The organism is Paenibacillus sp. OK060, from assembly GCF_900101205.1.
GTDB classification, from domain to species: Bacteria; Bacillota; Bacilli; order Paenibacillales; family Paenibacillaceae; genus Paenibacillus; species Paenibacillus marchantiae.
The window spans coordinates 146,721-167,599 of the sequence record NZ_FNFR01000004.1 but is presented as its reverse complement, the minus strand read 5'-3'; the positions used below and the strand labels follow the sequence as shown (position 1 = coordinate 167,599).

At 46.7% G+C, this 20,879-nt stretch carries 17 protein-coding genes; 3 read left to right on the top strand and 14 right to left on the bottom strand.

The window, feature by feature from the left end; all coding sequences use genetic code 11:
- Nucleotides 1–223: 223 nt before the first annotated feature.
- The 3 genes from BLS14_RS15960 to BLS14_RS15950 are packed head-to-tail and all read right to left on the bottom strand — an operon-like array spanning nucleotide 224 to nucleotide 2,827.
- A complete protein-coding gene (locus BLS14_RS15960; RefSeq protein ID WP_072735127.1) occupies nucleotides 224–1,234 on the bottom strand; it encodes a Gfo/Idh/MocA family protein in 1,011 nt (336 codons plus the stop codon).
- 55 nt (nucleotides 1,235–1,289) lie between these two features.
- On the bottom strand, nucleotides 1,290–2,138 hold the full coding sequence (locus BLS14_RS15955; RefSeq protein WP_072735126.1) for a sugar phosphate isomerase/epimerase family protein: 849 nt from the start codon (nucleotides 2,136–2,138) through the stop codon (nucleotides 1,290–1,292).
- A gap of 47 nt (nucleotides 2,139–2,185) precedes the next feature.
- Nucleotides 2,186–2,827, bottom strand: a complete 642-nt coding sequence (locus BLS14_RS15950; RefSeq protein WP_072735125.1) for a carbohydrate-binding family 9-like protein — start codon at nucleotides 2,825–2,827, stop codon at nucleotides 2,186–2,188.
- Between the two features lie 187 nt (nucleotides 2,828–3,014).
- On the opposite strand from BLS14_RS15950, the gene BLS14_RS15945 reads away from it, so the two are divergent.
- Together BLS14_RS15945 and arr are read left to right on the top strand one after the other, a co-directional pair.
- Nucleotides 3,015–3,920 carry a helix-turn-helix transcriptional regulator gene (locus tag BLS14_RS15945; RefSeq protein ID WP_072735124.1) on the top strand — a complete coding sequence of 302 codons (906 nt, stop codon included), beginning with the start codon at nucleotides 3,015–3,017 and terminating at the stop codon, nucleotides 3,918–3,920.
- Between the two features lie 241 nt (nucleotides 3,921–4,161).
- On the top strand, nucleotides 4,162–4,578 hold the full coding sequence (gene arr, locus BLS14_RS15940) for an NAD(+)--rifampin ADP-ribosyltransferase (RefSeq protein ID WP_072735123.1): 417 nt from the start codon (nucleotides 4,162–4,164) through the stop codon (nucleotides 4,576–4,578).
- A 59-nt stretch (nucleotides 4,579–4,637) separates the two neighbouring features.
- Here arr and BLS14_RS15935 read toward each other — a convergent pair whose 3' ends face one another.
- The 5 genes from BLS14_RS15935 to BLS14_RS15915 form a co-directional block, all read right to left on the bottom strand.
- The gene (locus BLS14_RS15935; RefSeq protein ID WP_063565955.1) at nucleotides 4,638–5,666 is read right to left on the bottom strand and encodes a LacI family DNA-binding transcriptional regulator; all 1,029 of its coding nucleotides are present in this window, start codon (nucleotides 5,664–5,666) and stop codon (nucleotides 4,638–4,640) included.
- Between the two features lie 252 nt (nucleotides 5,667–5,918).
- Nucleotides 5,919–7,262 (bottom strand): ABC transporter substrate-binding protein, encoded by a 1,344-nt coding sequence (locus BLS14_RS15930; protein ID WP_064640458.1) that lies wholly within the window; start codon nucleotides 7,260–7,262, stop codon nucleotides 5,919–5,921.
- A 70-nt stretch (nucleotides 7,263–7,332) separates the two neighbouring features.
- Nucleotides 7,333–8,166, bottom strand: coding sequence for a carbohydrate ABC transporter permease (locus BLS14_RS15925; RefSeq protein WP_053784043.1), 834 nt, complete (start codon nucleotides 8,164–8,166; stop codon nucleotides 7,333–7,335).
- A 12-nt stretch (nucleotides 8,167–8,178) separates the two neighbouring features.
- The gene (locus BLS14_RS15920) at nucleotides 8,179–9,069 is read right to left on the bottom strand and encodes a carbohydrate ABC transporter permease (RefSeq protein WP_072735121.1); all 891 of its coding nucleotides are present in this window, start codon (nucleotides 9,067–9,069) and stop codon (nucleotides 8,179–8,181) included.
- A gap of 11 nt (nucleotides 9,070–9,080) precedes the next feature.
- Nucleotides 9,081–10,181 (bottom strand): Gfo/Idh/MocA family protein, encoded by a 1,101-nt coding sequence (locus BLS14_RS15915; RefSeq protein WP_072735120.1) that lies wholly within the window; start codon nucleotides 10,179–10,181, stop codon nucleotides 9,081–9,083.
- Between the two features lie 642 nt (nucleotides 10,182–10,823).
- Here BLS14_RS15915 and BLS14_RS15910 point away from each other — a divergent pair.
- Nucleotides 10,824–12,815, top strand: a complete 1,992-nt coding sequence (locus BLS14_RS15910) for a DUF4832 domain-containing protein (RefSeq protein WP_090952862.1) — start codon at nucleotides 10,824–10,826, stop codon at nucleotides 12,813–12,815.
- Between the two features lie 186 nt (nucleotides 12,816–13,001).
- Here the strand turns inward: BLS14_RS15910 and BLS14_RS15905 are convergent, their stop codons facing one another.
- The 6 genes from BLS14_RS15905 to BLS14_RS15880 all read right to left on the bottom strand — a co-directional run bounded on the left by BLS14_RS15905 (nucleotide 13,002) and on the right by BLS14_RS15880 (nucleotide 20,788).
- Entirely contained in the window at nucleotides 13,002–13,424 is a 423-nt protein-coding gene (locus BLS14_RS15905) for a hypothetical protein (RefSeq protein ID WP_090952860.1), read from the bottom strand.
- Between the two features lie 357 nt (nucleotides 13,425–13,781).
- Nucleotides 13,782–15,623: an ABC transporter ATP-binding protein gene (locus BLS14_RS15900; RefSeq protein WP_090952858.1), complete on the bottom strand. Its 1,842-nt coding sequence runs from the start codon at nucleotides 15,621–15,623 to the stop codon at nucleotides 13,782–13,784.
- The gene (locus tag BLS14_RS15895; protein WP_090952856.1) at nucleotides 15,604–17,367 is read right to left on the bottom strand and encodes an ABC transporter ATP-binding protein; all 1,764 of its coding nucleotides are present in this window, start codon (nucleotides 17,365–17,367) and stop codon (nucleotides 15,604–15,606) included. Before BLS14_RS15895 ends, BLS14_RS15900 begins: the two co-directional genes overlap by 20 nt.
- Before the next feature lie 307 nt (nucleotides 17,368–17,674).
- Nucleotides 17,675–18,574: a hypothetical protein gene (locus BLS14_RS15890; RefSeq protein ID WP_090952854.1), complete on the bottom strand. Its 900-nt coding sequence runs from the start codon at nucleotides 18,572–18,574 to the stop codon at nucleotides 17,675–17,677.
- 338 nt (nucleotides 18,575–18,912) lie between these two features.
- Complete coding sequence (locus BLS14_RS15885) at nucleotides 18,913–19,647, bottom strand: nuclease-related domain-containing protein (RefSeq protein WP_063565963.1); 735 nt, start codon at nucleotides 19,645–19,647, stop codon at nucleotides 18,913–18,915.
- 247 nt (nucleotides 19,648–19,894) lie between these two features.
- Nucleotides 19,895–20,788 carry an NAD(P)-dependent oxidoreductase gene (locus BLS14_RS15880; RefSeq protein WP_064640470.1) on the bottom strand — a complete coding sequence of 298 codons (894 nt, stop codon included), beginning with the start codon at nucleotides 20,786–20,788 and terminating at the stop codon, nucleotides 19,895–19,897.
- Nucleotides 20,789–20,879 lie beyond the last annotated feature (91 nt).

Genomic DNA, 20,879 nt, shown 5'->3' with positions numbered 1-20,879 from the left:
TCAATTCGTTTTTATTATAGGCATTATATCTCTAGTTTACTTTTTGATTACTATGAATAATAAGATCAAGAGAATTAATAGTAGACTTGCCGAAATTGAACGCACAATGAATAACGAAAGTTTAAAAGAATATAAATAAATTCATAAATCCTCTCTTTTCAAAGACCGTACTACTTCAGAAATGCAAAGAGCAGAACCTGCATCACAGGTTCTGCTCTTTCTATTATAATGAAACCAATGCCCCCCGCTCATCCGCCGAGCGCATCTCGGCTTCAATTAACTCAAGTGTACCTGTTGCACTTTCCGGTGTACATACAGATACAGGCGTACCTGCTTGAACAGACTGGATAAAATATTTGAGTTGGTGGTAATATCCCGAGTCGGGTGACAGCTCAGCGACGAAACCGGGAGCATCGTTCGGATTTACTTTCAGCTCACCATTCTCAAAGACCAGATTCCCCTGCTCCAAATTAACGCGATAGGTCATCGAGAAACCGTAGTCTCCCCCCAGCGTCCAGTCCGCTTGGGCATTCAGTACTTTTCCGTCAGGGTATACATAATTGGTCGACACGGTATCATAGCCGCTTCCCGGAATGACGTTGCGAGCCAGCGTGGATACTTGATCCGGTTTGCCAAACACCCAGTGAATAATATCCGCATCATGGATGTGCATATCTAATATGCAGCCACCGCTTTTCTCCCCATCCAAAAACCACTCTTGAGGCAAACCTGAACCCCTGAAGAAATAACCTGCGTTGACCGCTCCATAACGCCCGTCTTCTACTACGGATTTCAGATACGCATAGGCTGGCCAGAAGCGTAAACATTGACCAATCATCAGTGTTTTCCCGGTCGCTTTGGCCGTCTGTGCCATCTTCCAGCCTTCCGCCGAATGGCGCGCAACCGGCTTCTCACACAGCACATGAAAGCCTTTCTCCAGCAAGGAACACGTTAGTTCAGCATGCAGTGGCGTAGGCAGCGTAATATCAATGATATCCAGTTCTTCTTGTTCCAGCATTGCGTCGATGTTGTCGTACAAACGATAAGGTGTGAGATCATATACCTCTTGCTCCGTCGCCATATTGCCGGCTGCTTTACCGTTCTTCAGTTCCTCTATTCTCAGATCGCAGATGGCTACCAATTCCACGGGTTCCCCTTCTGAGGCAAGGCGTACATAGTTGTCAAAATGCATACGTCCCATAAACCCAAAACCGATCAATCCCACTTTTAACATGTTTTTACCTCCCATAAAAATAGATTTTATATCGAATAAACGTTGTTATCTGTACTTAACCCTGAGAACGTCCAAGAATAGCATCCATCGCTTTGGATGTATTGAATATGATCTGTTTCGAATGATGGGTGTATGGCGGAATCATCTCGGCAGTCACGTAGTTGTCATAACCAATATCCTGTAATGCCTGCATAACCGCCGGATAATTCACATCTCCAGCCAGCAGATCCACAAATCCATGAAGTCCTCCCGCTTGACGCCGGTAATCCTTGAAGTGCACTTTCTTGATCCGGTGACCCAGAATGCGAACCCACTGCTCTGGGTAACCATTCTGCACCACATTGCCCACATCGAAATACGAACCTATATAATCTGAGCTAAAAGAATCAATAAAGGTACGCAGCTCAAGCGGTGACACCAAGAATTTGTTCCATACGTTCTCAATACCAATCGATACTCCAGCACTTTCCGCGTACGGCAGCAGATGCGCAAGGGCTTCTTGCGCTCGTTCGTAAGCAACTTCATAATCCGTCACTTCGCTATCTGGAATAAAGTCCACACCAACCGCACCCGGAATGACCAGAATGGTATCCACACCAAATGCTGCGGCAAGCTCCAGCTGTTTTTTACACACATCCAGAGCTTTCGTTCGGATCTCTGGACGAGCGCTCGTCATCGGGTAATCCCAGTACAATCCGGTTGCTAGTCCCGCGATTTCGAGTTCGGCCTCTTCGAGACGTCCCTGAATATCACGAACCTCCTGATCCGTGGCAGACAGACTCAGCTCGCCTTCTCCATTAAGCGAAAGTTCAATCCCCTCAAAGCCAGCTTGCTTCGCCGTCTGAATACAATCCGCAATAGATGCCTCTCCTGGAAACGACCATATGTTAATCCCTTTTTTCATCCGAATACCCTCCTTCAAAATATGAATACCTGTTCAGCATCGCGTAGCTATCCTAATTGAAAATGACCAAACCGGGCAGGTAAATGAAAGTTTACAGCCCCCGTGGGCTGCCATGCCTGATACTCCCGATCTCCCTGCACATTCTCATCAATGCGGTAAACATTGATCCTCCAGCATACGCCTTTAGTCAGGGGCGACTTGAAGTTACTCGCTGGAATATGGATCAAATACACCCGATGGCCCTGACGATCCACTTCTACAGCCGTTTGCAACCCCTCCAGCTGCCAGGTTACATCTGCCTTCAATTCGGAACCTTCGCTGTTATTGTGAATGAGTGCATCAAATATTACGTTGTGCGGACTGACCTCCAGTTCGATGTAATTCCTGCCATCGCCCTGTTCATCAATGAACAGTTCAACCACATCCTGCTCATACAATGGCTGATCCCTTTCCGTGAAATCAGATACAACGTGATCATCCTGGCATACAAACCGAATATGCAAATATTCGGGACTCCAGCCAAAACGGACTTCTGTGGATTGATGAGGTGGTCTGCCTGTTACCGTGTCCACCAGTTCCACTGGAACACATCGTTCCCAATCCGCAGTCGAGGGGAATCCACTCTGTGCAACTGACCTAAGTGGTTCGCAGCAATAACTCGTGCTCCGGTCCACAGGGAGAGAGTCCATCTGAATCCTCTCCTTTTTTAGCTTAATCCGTGATATTGTCACTCTCGTAAGAACATGTGATAATACATATATTATAAATAAATTACCTGATTATTTATTTAGGAGATAAAGAGATTATTTGCACAATTCCGTTCAGTTTTAATTAAATCTGTTTGTGCCAATCTCATTGAAAAAGGAGATGGAATTTATGTCTCTCCAGCAAGCGGTATATCCTCTGCAACGAACCGTCACTTACAAAGAATGGTCTCCCAACGTGCATTATGCTCAGTTCCAGAGTCTTCCTCCCGGCAAGCTGGCAAAGCGGCGTTTGTATGATTTTGAACTTCTGTACGTCTCTCAAGGTGAAGCTGCAACTTATATGAAGGATAAACACCATATTTTGAAGGCAGGTCAGCTAATCTTGCTATCTGCCGGTGTCTATCATCAGAATGAGGTGGTTTCGAGCCCGGAAGCACGTTTCATTGGCATTCATTTTGATTTCTTCAACGAATTGACCATTCAGACCGAGGCAGATATGGTTGTTAACGAAGAGACTGTTCTGCACCATAAATTTGCAGTGGAAGCTTGCGCAGAGGGCATGACGCCGCTATCTATCAACCCGGTGTATACCCCTTCTCCAGCTACCGTGCAGCTTATGGAGCAATTGGTACATGAATTTACGATGCGCCTACCGGGATATGAACTGGTATGTAAAGCCTTGATGCTGCAAATATTGACCCATCTCCTGCGTTCATCCTGGCGAAGTTCGTCACGCCATGATTCGGTACACGGAGAGAAGCTGCTCGAACTCATGAAACGTATAGAGGCCGCCCCTTCCGACCCGTGGACCAATTCGGGCATCGCCAAACAATTGAACCTGAGTGTGGATCATATGGCCAAATTGTTCAAACAGATTGCGGGTATGCCTCCCAACGAATACATTCAATCCATCCGCCTGAGTGAGGCACGCAAACTATTGCGAGAAACCGATCATTCCATTGAGGCTGTCGGTGTACAAAGTGGTTACCCGGACATTCATTATTTCAGCCGCATGTTCCGCAGATATGAGGGCATTTCCCCCCGGGAATACCGGAAATTGTCCAGAATGTTATAAAAAAAGAGCAGCCTGCCAATGTGCAGTCTGCTCCATGCTTTTTGAAATAACGTTAAGACAAATGGTTCATTTTCCCATGTCAAACCATAACCTTTAATTCAGCTTATATAGGTAATTTTCGCTCAATATCGTTCCCTCTACTTAGATTATACCTTTATTTTTATGTTTTTTATAGACTGTTTTTTTGGCGATTCCTACACTATACTGCTTAATACAAATCTAAAAAAAGAGGTGCATCAGTATGGATGACCAAAAAAATGTCTTAGATAATGGACCCTTTTTTCATGGTACTAAAGCAGAACTGAACATTGGAGATGTATTAGAACCGCTATACTTATCCAATTACCAAGATAAAAAATCTAACCATATTTACTTTACGGCAACATTAAATGCTGCCAAGTGGGGTGCTGAATTAGCAAAAACGAATGCAAAAGAAAGAATCTACATTGTAGAACCACTAGGAGATTTTGAAAATGATCCTAACTTAACGGATAAAAAATTTCCCGGCAACCCAACACGCTCATACAGATCTAAATCACCTCTAAAAATAGTAGCTGAATTAGCTTTATGGGAGAGACACTCCGATGAAGAGATCAATCATATGCTTACATCTTTAAAAAAATTAAGTGAAGAAGGGAAAAATGTGATCTACGATTAATTTATAACCAAAGAGTTCCTTTCGTCCAAGTCTGGACAAGGGAACTCTTTGGTTAAAAGCTATTCTATTTTGCCATTGGAAGACTGGCGGAATATGCAGCGGTACGGGACGATCATTTTGACAGCCACTTCATACGGATGATCCAGATAATCGAGCAGCTGTTTAACCGCGAACATACCCATCTCCAGCTTGGGTACATGAATGGTCGACAACGGGGGAGAAGTGAATTCGGATATTTCAATATTATCTACCCCAAAAAAGGCGATATCCTCCGGAATGCGGAGCCCTTGTTCGGTTGCAGCACGCATGGCCGCAATTGCCATCATATCACTGGCTGCAAAGATGGCTGTAGGTCTGTTCGCATTGTTGGTAAATGCCTGCTTGGTCAATTCATAACTCAGAGAAACATCCCATTTCACATCGATCACCCAATCATGATCAATAGGTAATCCCGCATCCGTCATGGCACGCCGGTAACCAAGAAATCGTTTTTCCTCCAGAAAATCATTCTTGAATTCTGCTCCGCCAATGTAAGCAATGATCCGATGACCTTGGGCAATCAGATGATTCGTTGCCTCCCTCGCAGCCTCTTCACGATCATAACCGACGACCGGAATGTCCGGGTCCGTAATATCCACACCCACAACAGTCCTTACATTGGTCTTAAGCCAGCGATAGGCTTCCGGATCAATCCGTTCCACCACAATCATGCCATCAATCTGATGTTCCTTCACCAGAGACTGCAACTGAACAATATCCCCATCGTTTTCGATGCTATACACAAATTCCAGGCGCATGCCTGCTTCAGCAAGCTGCTTCTCAATCCCTTCCATAATGACTGAAAAATAAGGACTGTTGTATTTATTTTGGGGAATAGCCACCACACAGCCGATCGCATATGCCGTTTTGGGCTGGACCTTCTTCTTCTTGGCCGGACGCTGTGAACGATAGCCCAGTTCCTCAGCGGTGTCCCATATTTTTTTGCGGGTTTCATCGCTGACTGATCGATTGACATCGTTCTTCATCACACGTGAAACGGTAGAGATCGATACACCAACGCGGTCTGCAATATCCTTCAATTTTGCCATGTGAAGTCCCCCACCTTTCTCAACCTATGTATTTAAACCCCATTCGTATTGGGGCAATTTCATCTCTGCAAACACAAATTTGCGGCAAATATAATTCTATATTTCTACTGGACAGAAGTCAATGAAATGGTGCACAGGCGCAGTCTTTTATAAAATAATAGCGGCAGTCAGGGAGCTTGCTGTCCCCCATAACTGCCGCAATTTTAATTCTTTTTAAGAAAACGTATGAAGCTTTGCCACCTCTTTATCTGCTTATTGCATCTTGGAGGCCAAATCCTTAAGCGCTGCGTTCAGATCACCATCTCCGGCAAGTGGAAGTTTGAGTGATTGCTCACCATACGTCCAGACCAGATCGGTTTTCTTGGTTGTAAAGGGAGATACAATGCCATACTGCTGCGCATCCAGGAAGATTTTATTATCTTCACCTACAGTGGCAATATAAGCATCCGCTGCGGCCTTGTTCGCGGGAATCGAGTATCCCTGTTTCGCCAGTTCTGTCTGTCCTTCCGGACCTGCTAGCCAAGCGAGCAGCTTGTAAGCTGCCTCTTCATGCTTTGTATTGGAGCTGATGGCAAGACCTGCTGGCTGAACAACGGTTTGGTTGGTTTTGAATTTCGGCAGATAGGAGATACCGTAATCCACGCCCGCCTCCTGGTAGTTGGTTGTATTCCAGCTGCCACCCGGATTCATCGCTACTTTGGATGTAGTGATCGCAAGATTCACCTGTCCACCTAAACCTTCAATCTGTGCAGGTGTGGTGTTAATCTTTTTGTTTTTGGTCATATCGATAAAATAGTTTAGCACTTCCATCGCTTCAGGTGTCTCAAGCGCAAGGGAACCATCGTCATTCACCAGCTTCGCTCCGTTGGACCACAGCTCTGGCTCCAGAAACCAATCCATCGTTGATCCCGGTGAAATGGACAAGCCCCACTGCACAATGTTTCCGGCATCAAAACCCGCTTCGTCTGCGCTTTTCCCGTTCTTATCCAGCGTCAGCTTGGTTGCAATGTCGGTAATTTCATCCCAAGTTGGCTCAAGCGATGGAACGGGAGCTTTATGAGGGTTCGTGGCTTCATTCTCAAAGATCGCTTTGTTGTAATACCATACGATGACGTTGGCATCGATAGGCAAGGATACTTGTTTGCCCTGATATTGGTGAAGACCGAGCAGACTTTTGTCCACATTGTTCAGATCAAACTGATTTTCCGCGAGCAAGCCGTCCAATTCCTTGAAAATGCCCAGCTCGGCGTATTTCTCCACGTATGCATAACTCGTTTTGAACACGTCCGGAAGTGTGCCCCCTGCTGCATTCGCTGTCAGTCCGTCCCAGTAGCTGCCCCAATCCTTGCCTTCGAGTTTGACCTTAATATCGGTATTGGCCTTCATGAACTGATCCAACAGTTCCTGTGTACGATGAAGCTCTTCTGCCGTCCCCCACTGGGAGTATGTGATTGTTACAGGTTCACTCTGGCTGCCGCCGGAACCAGAAGAGTCGGCGTTTTCGGACGATCCCCCGTTTCCACATCCACTGATCACCACCATTGTAGCAAGTACAAGTGCCCAAACATTGAATAGCCGTTTACTCTTCGCTCTCATATACACAGCTCCCCTTTAAGTCATATCAATAAGTCCTGTTCACCTGAAAACCGGAAAGCAGGCAGCCACTCTACCCTTTGGTGCCCGTAAGCACCACCCCCTCGACGATATAACGTTGTGCAAACAGATACAGCAGACCGATAGGTACAATACTGATAAATGCACCCGCAGCGAGCGCCGGCAAATCCTGGCTCGTCTGACCAATCAGCAGCTGCAAGCCCACACTCAGCGTGAACATTTCTGGGTTTTTGATATACAGGAACGGCCCCAGAAAATCGAGCCAAGAGTTCACAAAGGCAAAAATAATGGTCGTCATAATAATCGGTTTGGACAGCGGCATAATGACTCGTGCATATACCGTCCAACGATTGCCGCCGTCCAGATATGTAGCCTCGTCCAGCTCCTGGGGAATGGTCATGAAAAACTGTCGGAACAGGAAGATATAATAGGCGCCTCCGAGCCAGGCTGGCACAATGAGAGGCAACCAGGTATCAATCCAGTTCAGTTTAGAAAAAAGAACGTACGAGGGAATCATCATAATGGATGGAGGGATCATTAAGGTAACAAGTACAACCGGGAACAGAATATTCCGATACTTGGTTGCAAAACGGGAGAAACCGTAAGCGACAAGTGAACTGGACACCACCGCTCCCGCCGCAACAAAAAAGGAAATGATAAATGAGTTCTGAATCCACTGCCACATCATCGGCTGCACAGCGAACAACCGTTCAAAGGCTTCCAGACTGAATGTGTCTGGCAGGATGGTTGGAGGTACCTTGTAGGTTTCCGCTTTGGTTTTCAACATGGTCGAGAGCATCCATACAAGAGGCCCTGCGAACAGCATTAATGCTACGATCAGCATGGTATATTGGGACGCTTTTACCGCTATTTTTCGGCTGTTCATGTAACTCTCCTCCTATCGTTCTCCCTCGTAATACACAAAGCGGTTTGATACTTTCATCAGGATCAGGGTGACAAGCGAGATCACGGCGAACAGGAAAATCGACTGCGTCATCGCCATGCTGAATTTCAGATCGGTAAAGGCCGACTTGTAAATATTGTAGACAAATGTATAAGCAGAGTAGTTCGGACCACCCTTGGATAGCAGCAGCGCTTCCGTAAACATCTGAAAGTTATACATCGTCTGAATAATGATGACAAACAGGATGGAAGGACTGATCATCGGCAGTGTAATCTGGAAAAATCGGCGAATCCCGCTTGCACCGTCAATGGCAGCAGCTTCATACAAATGTCTGGGTACATTTTTCAGTGCAGCCAGGAAGATCAGAACCCCACTGCCCGAGATCCAGACCTGAAGCATGATGATGACTGGCTTGATCGTATGCTCCCCGCCAATCCAGTCCACTTTGCCTATACCCAGCGCGCCAAGTCCGGCGTTCAGGATGCCGAATTCGGAGTTGAACACCAGCCGCCAGATAATAACTGTTGCCACAATGGGCACCAGGGTCGGTAAATAGAAGAAGGTGCGGAACAAGGCAATACCTTTGACATTGAAATTAAGCAGCATCGCCAGACCCAGCATACCTGCCGTTACGATCGGAACACCGAATACAACGAAAAACATCGTGTTCATCAAGCTTTTCAAGAAGATGGGATCATCCATCATGTGCGTAAAATTATCAATGCCGACAAAGTTGAAGTTGGTCGCTCCCGGAAGTCTCGCATCCGTAAAGGCGTAGAAAACCGAAGTCCCAAAAGGAAATAGGAAAAAGGTGATAAATCCGATAATCCAAGGCAAAATGAAGAGAAAAAACAGCAGTGTGTCATATTTTCTCAACCTGTTCATGATGACACCCCTCAGCCTGAAATTTCTTCTAAATAGACGTACCGTTCTTCCAAAATGGATTTCTCTGCCGCCAGGGCAATAAGCAACGCGTTACGACCAACCTGCGCACTAGCAAAAGGCTTTCTGCCTTCCTGTACACATTTCAGAAAATCAATGCGTTGGGTCTGTCCACCCGTGTGTCCACCCATAATGGAATCCGAGGTCACATCAATCTCCAGATGGTCCTTCGTCCAGTCCTGCCCGCCAACGATATCAATCGTCTTGTCATTACGGGCAACCATCTGGCCACCGTTCTCTCCGATCAGGCCAATCTCAAGCCCTTCTCCCATCAGATTGCGCGGTTTTAAATACATGCACAAGCCCAGATTGGCCTTACTGCCGTTATCATAATCAATGGTGATAAATGCATGGTCGACGATGGAGGTATCCGAAATTTCTTTCGTCGGATAGTGACTGTATGAATTCTGAATCCGATTGGGCTCTCCTTGCTTCATGACATGCTGGCCTCCAGAGGCAAACACGCGGACAGGCTTCGCCTGGATCATCCAGTTGAAAATATCGAAGTGATGACAATCCTTCTCTACAATGGCTCCCCCAGACTTGGTCTTGTCATAGAACCAATCCGCAGGCGGGAACGGGTCACGGAATTCCTTGCACCACATCAATTTCACATCACCAAGACGTCCGTTCTCCAATTCCTTCTCCATTCGGCGATACAGATTCGAATATCGATAAACCAATCCGATCTGCAATACCCCTCCCGAGGCTTCCGCTGCTTCTATAATGGCATCACAGTCCTCAATGGTATGGGCGACCGGTTTCTCCAGAAATACATGCTTGCCAGCTTCCAGAAAAGCGACTGACACTTCGCGATGCAAATAGTTCGGAACACTGATAACCACCGCATCCAAATCTTCCTTAGCAAGCAGTTCACGATAATCACTAACTATGGTGGGGTTGCTATTCTTGAGTTCAGCCAGCGTACGTGCCACATTGGCTTCATTCATATCACAGATATAACGAACCTCACTATCCTCGAGCAAATCAAAACCAATGCAATGATGTGACCCCATGTCTCCTACACCGATAAAAGCCATTTTTATCTTCCCCATGCTTACACTCTCCGTTGCTCGTAAATTTGCGGCAAATGCCATGAAGCCAATTCGATGTTAATAAATCTAACAGGACTGTGACTATGTAACGATAGTAAAATAGTTTTTATTCCTTGTCAATTGATTTTGGCTAAATTTTATATTATTTTGCGGCAACATATTTGCACTCTATTTTATATACTACTAAACAGTATAACTCTTTATTCATCATAAATTAAGCGTTTACATTTTTGTTTTATTATCATATAATTTAATTTGTATTTATTTTATTTGCGGCAAATATTTTATTCCAGTTATGAATAATCATGTTCAAAATTCAATGAAACAAGCCTATTTTCAATAGAAAACACAATAAATCCTGGAAAAATATCTGTTGAATCTCCCGTATTCATCCCCTATAATGCAATTTAGACACGGAATCCAAGAACCAAAAACACATTTTATATTTGCCGCAAACCAAATTCACACCTTTTTAGTTGTTTATTTCCCGATTACTAACATGACTCTTACATAAAACGTTACTATTCCGCTACTTCATGTGGATCAGAAAGGAGTTGAGCTCTCCTAACTCTCCCCTCATAACGAAATTCGGGGTGGGCAGAACGAGTCATCATTCAAAATCCATTATTCAGGAGGTATACCATGACAAGATTATTTGATAGAAGCAAGCGGAGCCTTGGATTGTTTTTGGCTTTTGTCCTCATGATTACCCTGCTATTGCCTGCAGCAGCCTTACCCAAAGCCTCTGCTGCAACCATCACCATTGATGGCAATGTCAGCGACTGGAGCAGCGTTAGTGCTCTCACCACCAATAGCGGCACTGCCCAGACGCTCAAAGTAACCAATGATGGAACTAACCTCTATCTGCTTATTCAAGGCTCTGGTCTGAGTACAACGATGGGCAACTTCTGGATCAACACCGATAACAATACTTCAACCGGTTACCAGGCTGCGGGCTGGGGAGTTACAGGTGTGGAGTGGCTGCTTGAAAATACGGGTTTATATCGCTATGGCGGCAGCGGAACCGACTGGGTCTGGAACTTCAACAGCACGTTGACCAGCTCCCAATTCTACCGCAGCTCCACCGTCATTGAGATCGCTATTCCTCTCGCCACACTGCAAATCAGTGCAGGCAGCACAGTGCGGGTCGGGTATATTGACAACAGCTCGGATTCGTCGAGATTGCCCGCGTCTGGACAAACACTGCCAGCTTACCTTCTGACCTCGGGTGGATCAGGTGGTGGTACGGGGAACAATACCGTAGTGAATCCCGTAGAGCTGGACAGCCCACTCAACAATCCATTCAAAGGCTGGGCCCCTTCGGCCAAGAGCACAACTTATGCACAGCCACACAGGCTCGTATATGCCGGAGTGACTTGGAAGGAGCTCGAGTCCACCAAAGGCACATTTGATTTTAGTGCGATTGAAGCCGCCAACAATTTTGCCTACTGGAAAAGTAAAGGCGTCAAAGTGGTGTTCCGCTTCATTCTGGACAGCCCGACAGGACAGGCTCACAGAGATATTCCCGACTGGCTCTACAATGACATGATTGCCCGTGGAGAATCACCTGGAACCGTATATAACGATACAACCGGAGGCATGGGTACTGGGAACAACATGGGCTTCTCTCCCAACTACAACTCCACCTATCTGCAAGAACGGCACAAATTAGCCATCGAAGCCATTGCGGCAAGATACAACACCAATGATCGTCCGGTCGCCTTTGTCCAGATCGGTTCCCTCGGGCACTGGGGCGAGTTCCATACATGGCCTTATGTCGGACCAAATGGTGAAACCAATTACACAGGAGCTTTCCCTACCAATGACATCTCGAACAAATACGTTCAGCATTATATTGATGCCTTTGCTGGCAAAGAGGACAAAATGCAGGTTCTGATCCGGCGCAGTATCGCCCTCGCCAAAACCAATAATAAAGGCATGGTCATGGGCATGTTCAACGATGTGTTTGGACATAAAGACAGCTTCGATGCGGATTGGGGCTGGTACACAGGCACCCAGAATGGCTATTGGGATGACATTGGTCAACAGCAGCCTGCACATGCGAACTTCTGGGAGACACGTATCTCAGGCGGCGAATTTTACGGGGGAGCTTCCGGCATGCTTGCAGCATTAACTACCGGTAGCGGATTTACGGAAACGTTGCGTCAAACGGAGCTAAGTAAACCAAGCTGGCTGGGACCAAATTCCCCTGCCTCGCTTCCTCTGAATCATGCCTTACAGGCCAATATCGATGCACTCAAGAAACGAATGGGATATCATTTTGTGGTGAAGGAAATTTCGCATCCATCCACCATTAGCGGAAGCACGTTTACAACAATGATTAAGGTGGAGAATAAAGGCGTACAGCACTTCCCGTTTGCCTGGCCGGTTGAAATTCAACTGCGCAGCGGCAATACCGTGGTCGCCAAGAAAACAACAACCGTTAATCTGACCACGTGGAAAACGGGTACCTACACCCTGACCGATTCCATTCCGGTCTCCAGTCTTGCTGCCGGAACCTATGATATCGCAATTGCGATCATTGACCCGGAAACGAATAAACCTGGTGTAGATTTTGCCAATACAAATAAATTGACCGACGGCTCGTTCAAACTGAGCAGTGTAACAAAGTAATCTCAGGTTGCTTCGACTAGTGAAGATGAAAAAGAGCAGGAATGAGGGCACTATGCTCTCATTCCTGCTTTGTATGGACATAACGTTGAAACTCTGAATTTTTGGGACCAGGAAGGTATATAATTTGAAACCTTTTCTAATTATGCTAAAGAAGAGAGACTCAGATTTTTTTCCGAGTCCCTCTTCTTATATTAAATTAATGATAAATTGACCATTTTCAGCTTTTACCTCGAAGTAGTACTGCTGATCCTTATTTAAATCCTTTAAGCTTTTACTTGTTCCTGGAAATACTTCGAACTCAGCTATTACAATATTACCCTTTTCATCTTTAACTCTCATCCGTATGTTACCCGCACTGTTTGCATCATTAATGATTGTTTTATCCCAGAATACAGTATCAAATTTAACAGAGTCATTCCCATTAAATTTAACACTGTTCCATTCATCATTTTCTACATTAAGAGCGAGAATTGAAGTCGTTTTAGGAGAAAAATAATTATGTACCGTTTCAACATTTTGATAGACTTGATACGAACAAACAAAAATCATGGTTAACGTAACAGAAATTGCACCAAACAGACTTATCTTCTTCACTTTACTATTAACCATAGTTTTATCAGCCCCTTAATTCATTGAGATATTATAATTTCCCGTTTTAATACCTTTTTTTATAATCTTGTTATTCTATATATTGCGATACAACACCTGTTGAATTATTGATTTTTTTCAAAAAAATTTATAGATACATTACATCTCACATTCCTGAGGAGAAGCCTCAGAATCTGGAAAGAACACTAAACCAAATTATGGACCATGTTATACAAAGAGAAATGCTCTCAAAAAACGACGACCTTTCCCCGATAGAGATCTGGGAACAAGTCGTCGATTAAGAGCATTTCTTTTTTTTTATTGTGATTACTTGATGCAGCTATGGCTGCTTAAGATTCAGGTAATTCCTCTTTTTTACTACTGTGCCTTGTTCCGCAGCTGACTGTAATACAGTTCGCTGTAGAAGCCGCCTTGTTCCAGCAATGCATCATGCGAACCCTGCTCCAGGAGCTGACCATCCTTCAGGACAAGAATGCGATCGGCTTGGCGGATCGTGTTCAGCCTGTGAGCGATAACAAAGCTGGTGCGGCCTTGCATCAGGCGCTGCAGCCCTTCCTGGATTTTAATCTCCGTGACGGTATCGATACTGCTGGTCGCCTCATCCAATACTAGAATGGACGGATCGGCCAGAATTGCCCGTGCAATCGCAAGCAGCTGCTTCTGTCCCTGACTGATGCCACTTCCGTCGGCCTGAAGCACTTTGTCGTATCCGTCCTTCATCCGTATGATGAACGAATGGGCATTCGCCAGCCTCGAAGCAGCTTCCACCTCTTCATCGGTCGCATCCAAGCGGCCGAAACGGATATTTTCACGAATCGTGCCCTGGAACAGGAATGAATCCTGAAGGACAAATGCCATGTGCGAGCGCAAATTCTCACGCCGAATGGTCGTGATGTCACGTCCATCCACCGTTAGTGTACCGGATGTAGGATCATAGAAGCGGGATAACAGCTGAATCAATGTTGTTTTCCCTGCCCCGGTCGGACCTACCAAAGCAATCATCTCGCCAGGCTTGGCTTCAAAGTTAATTTCACGCAAAATATTGCGTCCTTCATCATATCCAAAGGATACCTTGTCGAAGCGAACGGCTCCCTCCACCTTTTCGAGAGATACTGCTGCGCCTTCATCCTTCGCTTCCTCATCCTCATCCAATACCTCGAACACGCGCTCCGCACCAGCAATCGCAGACAACAACGTGTTCCACTGGTTGGCCAGATCGTTGAGCGGCCGGGTAAACTGACGGGCATATTCTACGAAAATGATAATCACGCCGACGGTAACGGAACCTTGAATCGCCAAGATCCCGCCGATGCCTGCGACAATCGCAAAGCTCAGGTTGTTCAGGCCATTCATCAGCTTTGGAATAAAACCGGAGATGGTCTGTGCCCAGAAACCGGACAACCGGATCTTCGTATTTCGTTCCTCAAACCCGCGAATGACCCGTTCTTCCTGCGAGAAAGCCTTGATAATCTTCTGTCCGGATAAGGTTTCCTCAATGTACCCATTGAGTTCGCCGAGATTACGCTGACGTTGTTTGAACAACGGCCCGGTTCTGCGCGTAATCCAGCGCATACCAATGGCCATCAACGGTACCACGATAAATGTAAGCAAGGTCAGCAGCGGACTTAACCAGAGCATCACGCCAAACGTTCCGATCAGTGTTAACACACTGGAGAAAATCTGGATCGCTGAGCTGTTCAGCGTACCGCTGACATTCTCAATGTCGTTGGTAACCCGGCTCATGATCTCCCCCTGCTGACGCTTGCCGAAGAATGGAATCGGCAGTTTGTGCAGATGGGAGAACAGATCATACCGCATGCGGAATACGGTCTCCTGTGCAATTTCAATCATCCAGATATTTTGAAGCCATGACGACAAGGAGAAGAGAACATAGACTGCCAACAGGCCCAATAAAAATGTCGTCCAGCTGGAACTCGTTGCTTCTCCATCAATGAATTTATCCACAGCTACACCGACCATATAAGGTCCAAGCAAAGCGAGCGCGGAACTGGCAAATACCATCAACAGCACCATCGTCAGCTTGACCTTGCGACGGGCCAGATACGCCCAGATCCGGCCTAACGTACCGGACCAGTTCTTCGCCCGTGCCTTCGGCTTACGACCTCCACCTGCCTTCAGCGTCTCGGGATCAATCGGCGGTGGGGGCTGACGGAAAGGTTCAATGAATGCTTTGAACATGTGGTGTACCCTCCCCGTATTGTGATTCATAGATTCGGCGATACAATTCAGATGAATCCATCAGATCCTCATGTTTCCCCTGTCCAATCAGACGCCCGTCGTCCAACAACAGAATCAGATCGGCAGAGGTGGTTGAACTGATCTTCTGCGTAATGATAAACGTTGTACACGATAAATCTTCCAGTGCACCCAGCAGCCTTGCTTCCGTGGCTACATCAAGAGCACTTGTACTGTCATCCAGAATCAAGATGCTTGGACGACGAATCAATGCACGAGCAATCGAGAGCCGCTGCTTCTGTCCACCCGACAGATTGACTCCCCGCTGACCCAGCTGTGTATCATAGCCATTTGGCAGCTTCTCAATGGTCTCGTGTATCTGGGCACGCCGCGCTGCTTCCTTAATCTCTTCGAGCGTTGCGTCCTCCCGGCCCCAGGCGATGTTATCCCTTACCGATCCGGTAAAAAGAACCACTTCCTGCGGCACATAACCGATAGCTCCGCGCAATGTGGCAATGTCCAACCGCTCTGCGTCATTACCATCGATACGAACCTCGCCTTGATCTTCGGTATAAAGCCTTGGAATGAGCTGTACCAGTGAGGATTTACCCGAGCCTGTCGCTCCCATGATCGCGATACGCTCGCCTCGTTTGGCTGAGAATGTAATATCCTCCAGCACGGTAATTTCACTGCCCGGATAGCTGAATCCTACACCCTGAAAATCAACTGCACCCTGGATAACAGGATTCCCTTTCATAGCTTGTGCAGAACGATCTGTATTCAATGTTTGAGCTGATTCAGAAACTTCCTCCGTATCAAAAACTTCGTTAAGCCGCTGTGCCGAAGCACTCGCTCTGGAGAAGGTCACCAGAATCCAGGACAGTGCAGACATGGCGCCAATGGTGCGAAGCAGATAGTTAATAACTGCGACGACTTCACCCACGGTTGCACTTCCGGTAGTAATGTCACGTCGTCCAAACCATAGTACGGCGATGATACAACCATTCATCATGAGCAGCATGAATGGCATCGTCGTCTCCGTCAAGCGCAGCGCGGAGATCGTGCCCTTCATCAGCTTGCCGCTATATCCGGCAAAGCGTTCAATCTCGTGGCCCATCCGGACGAAGACACGGATCAGCCGAATGCCTGTCAGATTTTCCTGGATGACTCCGTTGACGGCATCCAGTCTGCGCTGCACATTGCGGAACAGCAGCGCTGCCTTTTTGATCATCCAGATGACAAACACGAGCAGTACAGGCACCATCACAACGAGCAGCAGACCCAGCTTCGGATTCACCACAACCGCCATAATCATGCTCCCAATCACCACCAGCGGTACACGTGTCATGAATCGCAGACTCATAAACACCGTATCCTGCACCTGTGTAACGTCCCCGGTCAATCGGGTAATCAAGGATGATGTGGCAAAACGGTTAAACACCGCATAAGAGAACGCTTGCACTTTATCATACAACTTCTCCCGCAGATCGTAACCGAAGCCGAGACTCGCATGTGACGCAAAAAAAGAACTCGCAATACCCGCGACAAACGCCACGACGGCACTGCCCACAAGCACCCCACCCCATAGCCAAACCACTGACAGATCTCCTTGCTGGATACCGTTATCAATGATCTTCGAGATCAAATAGGGTTGAGCCAATTCAACCGTCAATTCAATCAGCATCATGACCAGTGCTGCGATGGCGGCGACTCGATACTTCTTCAAGTAGTACAACAGCTTGATCATAACCATTCCTCCGGCCCAGAGCGTTTAATCTTCGTGACGATTTGGTATGTTCACGCAGCCAGCTCCGTTAGTCTCTTTCCATAACTCTATGTAAAATTTCACGTATCCAATACGCTTATTATATCGCATTTTGAACCTTCAAATCGCTAATATCTTCTTTCCTTCTTATTATTAACCTGAAATAGGCGGTGAGAGAACATGCATCTGCAACAAAAAAACCTGGGCAGACTGCCCAGGTGCGATGATTTTGTTTTCGATTGAAATGTTCCAGTTACAGCAAACTTACTCTTACAACGACAGATCACATTTATTTGCCGTACGTCTGTTCCAAACGTTCTTCTTCATTGGTGGACAGCAAAATGTTCAGCAGCCCCATCACGTTATTCGCTTCTGTTCTGGCTTCCGTATACTTCTCGGCAAATGCAGCTTCGTCCTGTTCCGGATCTATTGCAGCCAGTTTGGCCCACGACTCGCGGGCTTTATCGTAAAGTTTCGTTAAAGTGATGTCATACGTATGCTGCGCGACAGGTGCCATGGAGTCGAACTCCGCTGCATTCTTGAAAAATTCCATCGAGTCCGTAAAGGACTGACTGGTGTAATCCTTGTTCTTCATGGCATCCTCCGTAAGTAGCAGCGCCTGACGAGAGATAAACAACGTCTTCACCATGGCACGCTCCAGATTGGTTGCTTCTTCCCATGATACATAGGATACTTCTGGTGCCTGAACGGTTGTGAAAAAAGGAAAGGCATCATCGATCAAACGCTGTGAATCGGAATGGATTGGAATACCTGTGTTCATATTCACTACCGCATCACTATAGTTGGCGATATTAATATTTTTGGAGCCTTCTTCACTTACCCTGCGCACCGGATGATCATTAAGCGGCACACGGATATAGCCAAGCTTGTCCGCATACTTCTGCTTCAATTCCTCCAGTGTAGAGTCCACTCCGATCTTGCCTTCTTCAGATGAAGCCCCTGTTGTATCGGAAGTTGAGGAGGTGTCCGCAGAGTCTTCTGCATTCGTATCTGCAGCCGACGAGTCAGCCGTCGATGTGTCCGAGCTATTGGTCGCTGTTGCTACTGTACCAGCATCCTGGATTGGCTCCTTCGTTGTTGCTTCCTTCGCCCCACCGCCACATGCGGTCAGAACGGCAACCAAGCTGAAAATGGCCGTAAACATTTTGATTCTATGATTCCATCTCATATCGTATAATCTTCCCCTTATCTTATGTATGTACCTGTATTACATCCACTTCTACTTCAATCCATGAACAGTTCACTCCATAAATATCCTTTCGGATAACATAGATAGATCACTATGAAATCTGGTCTTTATTTTATCATAAGTTAAATACTGGGTGTATAAGACAATGTGCCTGCATGCTCATGCTACATTTCTGCCTGTCCTATTCTCACTTACGGAGAGAACAAAAAAACACGGTCATCCATGAAGGACAACCGTGTTGATAAGTCTGACTGGCTATGTTGCATTATTCGTTTCAATTCATCGCGCATGGATGTTGCCACAGATTCAGATTCCTCTTATTTAATGCCTTTCGCCTTCTCCATATGATCAGCCCGAATCTGGGGATCCGTGGAATTGACTGCGGACAGCATGTTGTAGATCGCCTGAATATCCTGTTCTTTATACAACGTTTCGGGGACTTCGGTCTCAAGCCTTTCCGTTTTGCGCAGAATGGTCTCCACCAATTCATGATCATAGATAATCAGTTCATCCGAATTGACATATCTCACAGCGGGATCAACACTGATCCGGCAGCGATTGGTGAAGGTCACCATGGAGACGAGACGAACCCTTTTATAATCGCCGAGGTGTGCCTGAATGGCCTCCACATGCCCTCGGTGCTGCATCAATGGGTTGTACATCTTGATTCGGCTGCTGCTGACTGTCCAGTTGGCCTCTCTTCGACCACCACGAATCTCACCCGTCGTCAGGTTTCGTGTCTCAATCACGAAGATACCCCGCGGACCGATGACGACATGATCAATCGATGAGTAACCCGAGCGGGACTTGGTATTGGCAACAAGCAAGTCGTTCAGCACTTTGTATTCACCCGGAAGAGCATGCAGCTGCTGGGCAGTGCTTGGTTCCTCTGGCTGACGGGTCCAATCTCCATCTGATTTCGTTTTTTTGCGTCTACTGCGTACCATACGCGTGGGAATGGGAGCCGTTGACGGTAAAGATGAAGCGGAAGCTGTGATCTGGTTCGCGAGCTCTGGCTGTGACTTGAACAGAGACAGGATTTTTTTGAACATGGGCAAGCTCCGTTCTATGTAGTGTGGGTTTCGCACATCCATTATGTATACTTCTATTACTTATGTCGGATAAAGAGGGGCAAAAATAAAGGGAAGAGGACCAAAAATCCATTGTTCAACTAAAGTATATACCAATATTTAACCAATACTGTGACTTTAGACGCATACGGGAAGGAGAATTTTTATAAAAACAGCGCATTCCTTTCTATTGAAGAAAAAGATCACGCTGTTGTCTTGGTTGTTAGGATTAAGCCTGTAAATAATATGTGTAAAGCACCTGTGTACCCTTCTCATCCAGACCGTTGCTGGATATTTCCTGATACAAGGATTCAGCCAAGGCCAGCCCTGGCGTCTTCATACCCATGGCTTTGGCAGATTCGAGAGCGATACCCATGTCTTTGATAAAATGTTTCACATAGAATCCAGGCTCATAATCACCTGCGATCATGCGCGGACCGAGATTGCTAAGTGACCAGCTTCCGGCTGCACCGGTAGCGATGCTTTTCAGCACATTCTCCGCGTCCAGACCGGATGTCTTGGCATAAGCGAGTGCCTCGCAAACACCCATCATGCCTGAAGCAATGGCGATCTGGTTGCACATTTTGGTATGCTGTCCTGCCCCCGCCTTGCCTTGCAGCACAATATTGGTGCCCATTTGCTCGAACAACGGACGAACCGCTTCAAAGGCCTCCGTACTACCACCTACCATAATGGACAGTTTGGCATCCCTTGCTCCGATATCCCCACCGGAAACCGGTGCATCCAATGCATGCAGTCCATTAGCCTCCGCGGCTTCATAGATCCGTTCAGCCAGCAGTGGACTGGATGTGGTCATGTCAATCAGGTATGAGCCCGGTTTGGCGTTCGCCACGAGACCATCTTCACCAAGATAAATCTCCTCGACATCCTTCGGATACCCCACCATCGTGATGATGACATCACACTCGGCTGCCAGTTTGCCTGGTGTGTCATGCCATACGGCACCTTCCTTCACCAACGCTTCCGCTTTGGCGGCCGTGCGCGTATAGACATGGAGCGGATAGCCTGCCTGCTGGATGTGCCCTGCCATGCTTTTGCCCATAACGCCTGTACCGATAAAGCCAACTTTCGTCTCTCCAGGTGCCTTCGTTGTATTTGTCATCGTAGGTTTCCTCCTATTTCTCTATACTTCGTTTGGAGCTTGTCTTCTAAACTTGCTATATCTGTATGTTAATGCTTTCTGTCTCTTCCGT

What these genes read in the sequence shown, in the direction of transcription:
- BLS14_RS15910 (WP_090952862.1), top strand. Translation starts at nt 10,824, where the DNA reads ATGACAAGATTATTTGATAGAAGCAAGCGGAGCCTTGGATTGTTTTTG.
- BLS14_RS15885 (WP_063565963.1), bottom strand. Translation starts at nt 19,647, where the DNA reads ATGTTCAAAAAAATCCTGTCTCTGTTCAAGTCACAGCCAGAGCTCGCG.
- BLS14_RS15955 (WP_072735126.1), bottom strand. Translation starts at nt 2,138, where the DNA reads ATGAAAAAAGGGATTAACATATGGTCGTTTCCAGGAGAGGCATCTATT.
- BLS14_RS15880 (WP_064640470.1), bottom strand. Translation starts at nt 20,788, where the DNA reads ATGACAAATACAACGAAGGCACCTGGAGAGACGAAAGTTGGCTTTATC.
- BLS14_RS15930 (WP_064640458.1), bottom strand. Translation starts at nt 7,262, where the DNA reads ATGAGAGCGAAGAGTAAACGGCTATTCAATGTTTGGGCACTTGTACTT.
- BLS14_RS15935 (WP_063565955.1), bottom strand. Translation starts at nt 5,666, where the DNA reads ATGGCAAAATTGAAGGATATTGCAGACCGCGTTGGTGTATCGATCTCT.
- BLS14_RS15915 (WP_072735120.1), bottom strand. Translation starts at nt 10,181, where the DNA reads ATGGGGAAGATAAAAATGGCTTTTATCGGTGTAGGAGACATGGGGTCA.
- arr (WP_072735123.1), top strand. Translation starts at nt 4,162, where the DNA reads ATGGATGACCAAAAAAATGTCTTAGATAATGGACCCTTTTTTCATGGT.
- BLS14_RS15950 (WP_072735125.1), bottom strand. Translation starts at nt 2,827, where the DNA reads ATGGACTCTCTCCCTGTGGACCGGAGCACGAGTTATTGCTGCGAACCA.
- BLS14_RS15900 (WP_090952858.1), bottom strand. Translation starts at nt 15,623, where the DNA reads ATGTTCAAAGCATTCATTGAACCTTTCCGTCAGCCCCCACCGCCGATT.
- BLS14_RS15920 (WP_072735121.1), bottom strand. Translation starts at nt 9,069, where the DNA reads ATGAACAGGTTGAGAAAATATGACACACTGCTGTTTTTTCTCTTCATT.
- BLS14_RS15960 (WP_072735127.1), bottom strand. Translation starts at nt 1,234, where the DNA reads ATGTTAAAAGTGGGATTGATCGGTTTTGGGTTTATGGGACGTATGCAT.
- BLS14_RS15925 (WP_053784043.1), bottom strand. Translation starts at nt 8,166, where the DNA reads ATGAACAGCCGAAAAATAGCGGTAAAAGCGTCCCAATATACCATGCTG.
- BLS14_RS15905 (WP_090952860.1), bottom strand. Translation starts at nt 13,424, where the DNA reads ATGGTTAATAGTAAAGTGAAGAAGATAAGTCTGTTTGGTGCAATTTCT.
- BLS14_RS15895 (WP_090952856.1), bottom strand. Translation starts at nt 17,367, where the DNA reads ATGATCAAGCTGTTGTACTACTTGAAGAAGTATCGAGTCGCCGCCATC.
- BLS14_RS15890 (WP_090952854.1), bottom strand. Translation starts at nt 18,574, where the DNA reads ATGAGATGGAATCATAGAATCAAAATGTTTACGGCCATTTTCAGCTTG.
- BLS14_RS15945 (WP_072735124.1), top strand. Translation starts at nt 3,015, where the DNA reads ATGTCTCTCCAGCAAGCGGTATATCCTCTGCAACGAACCGTCACTTAC.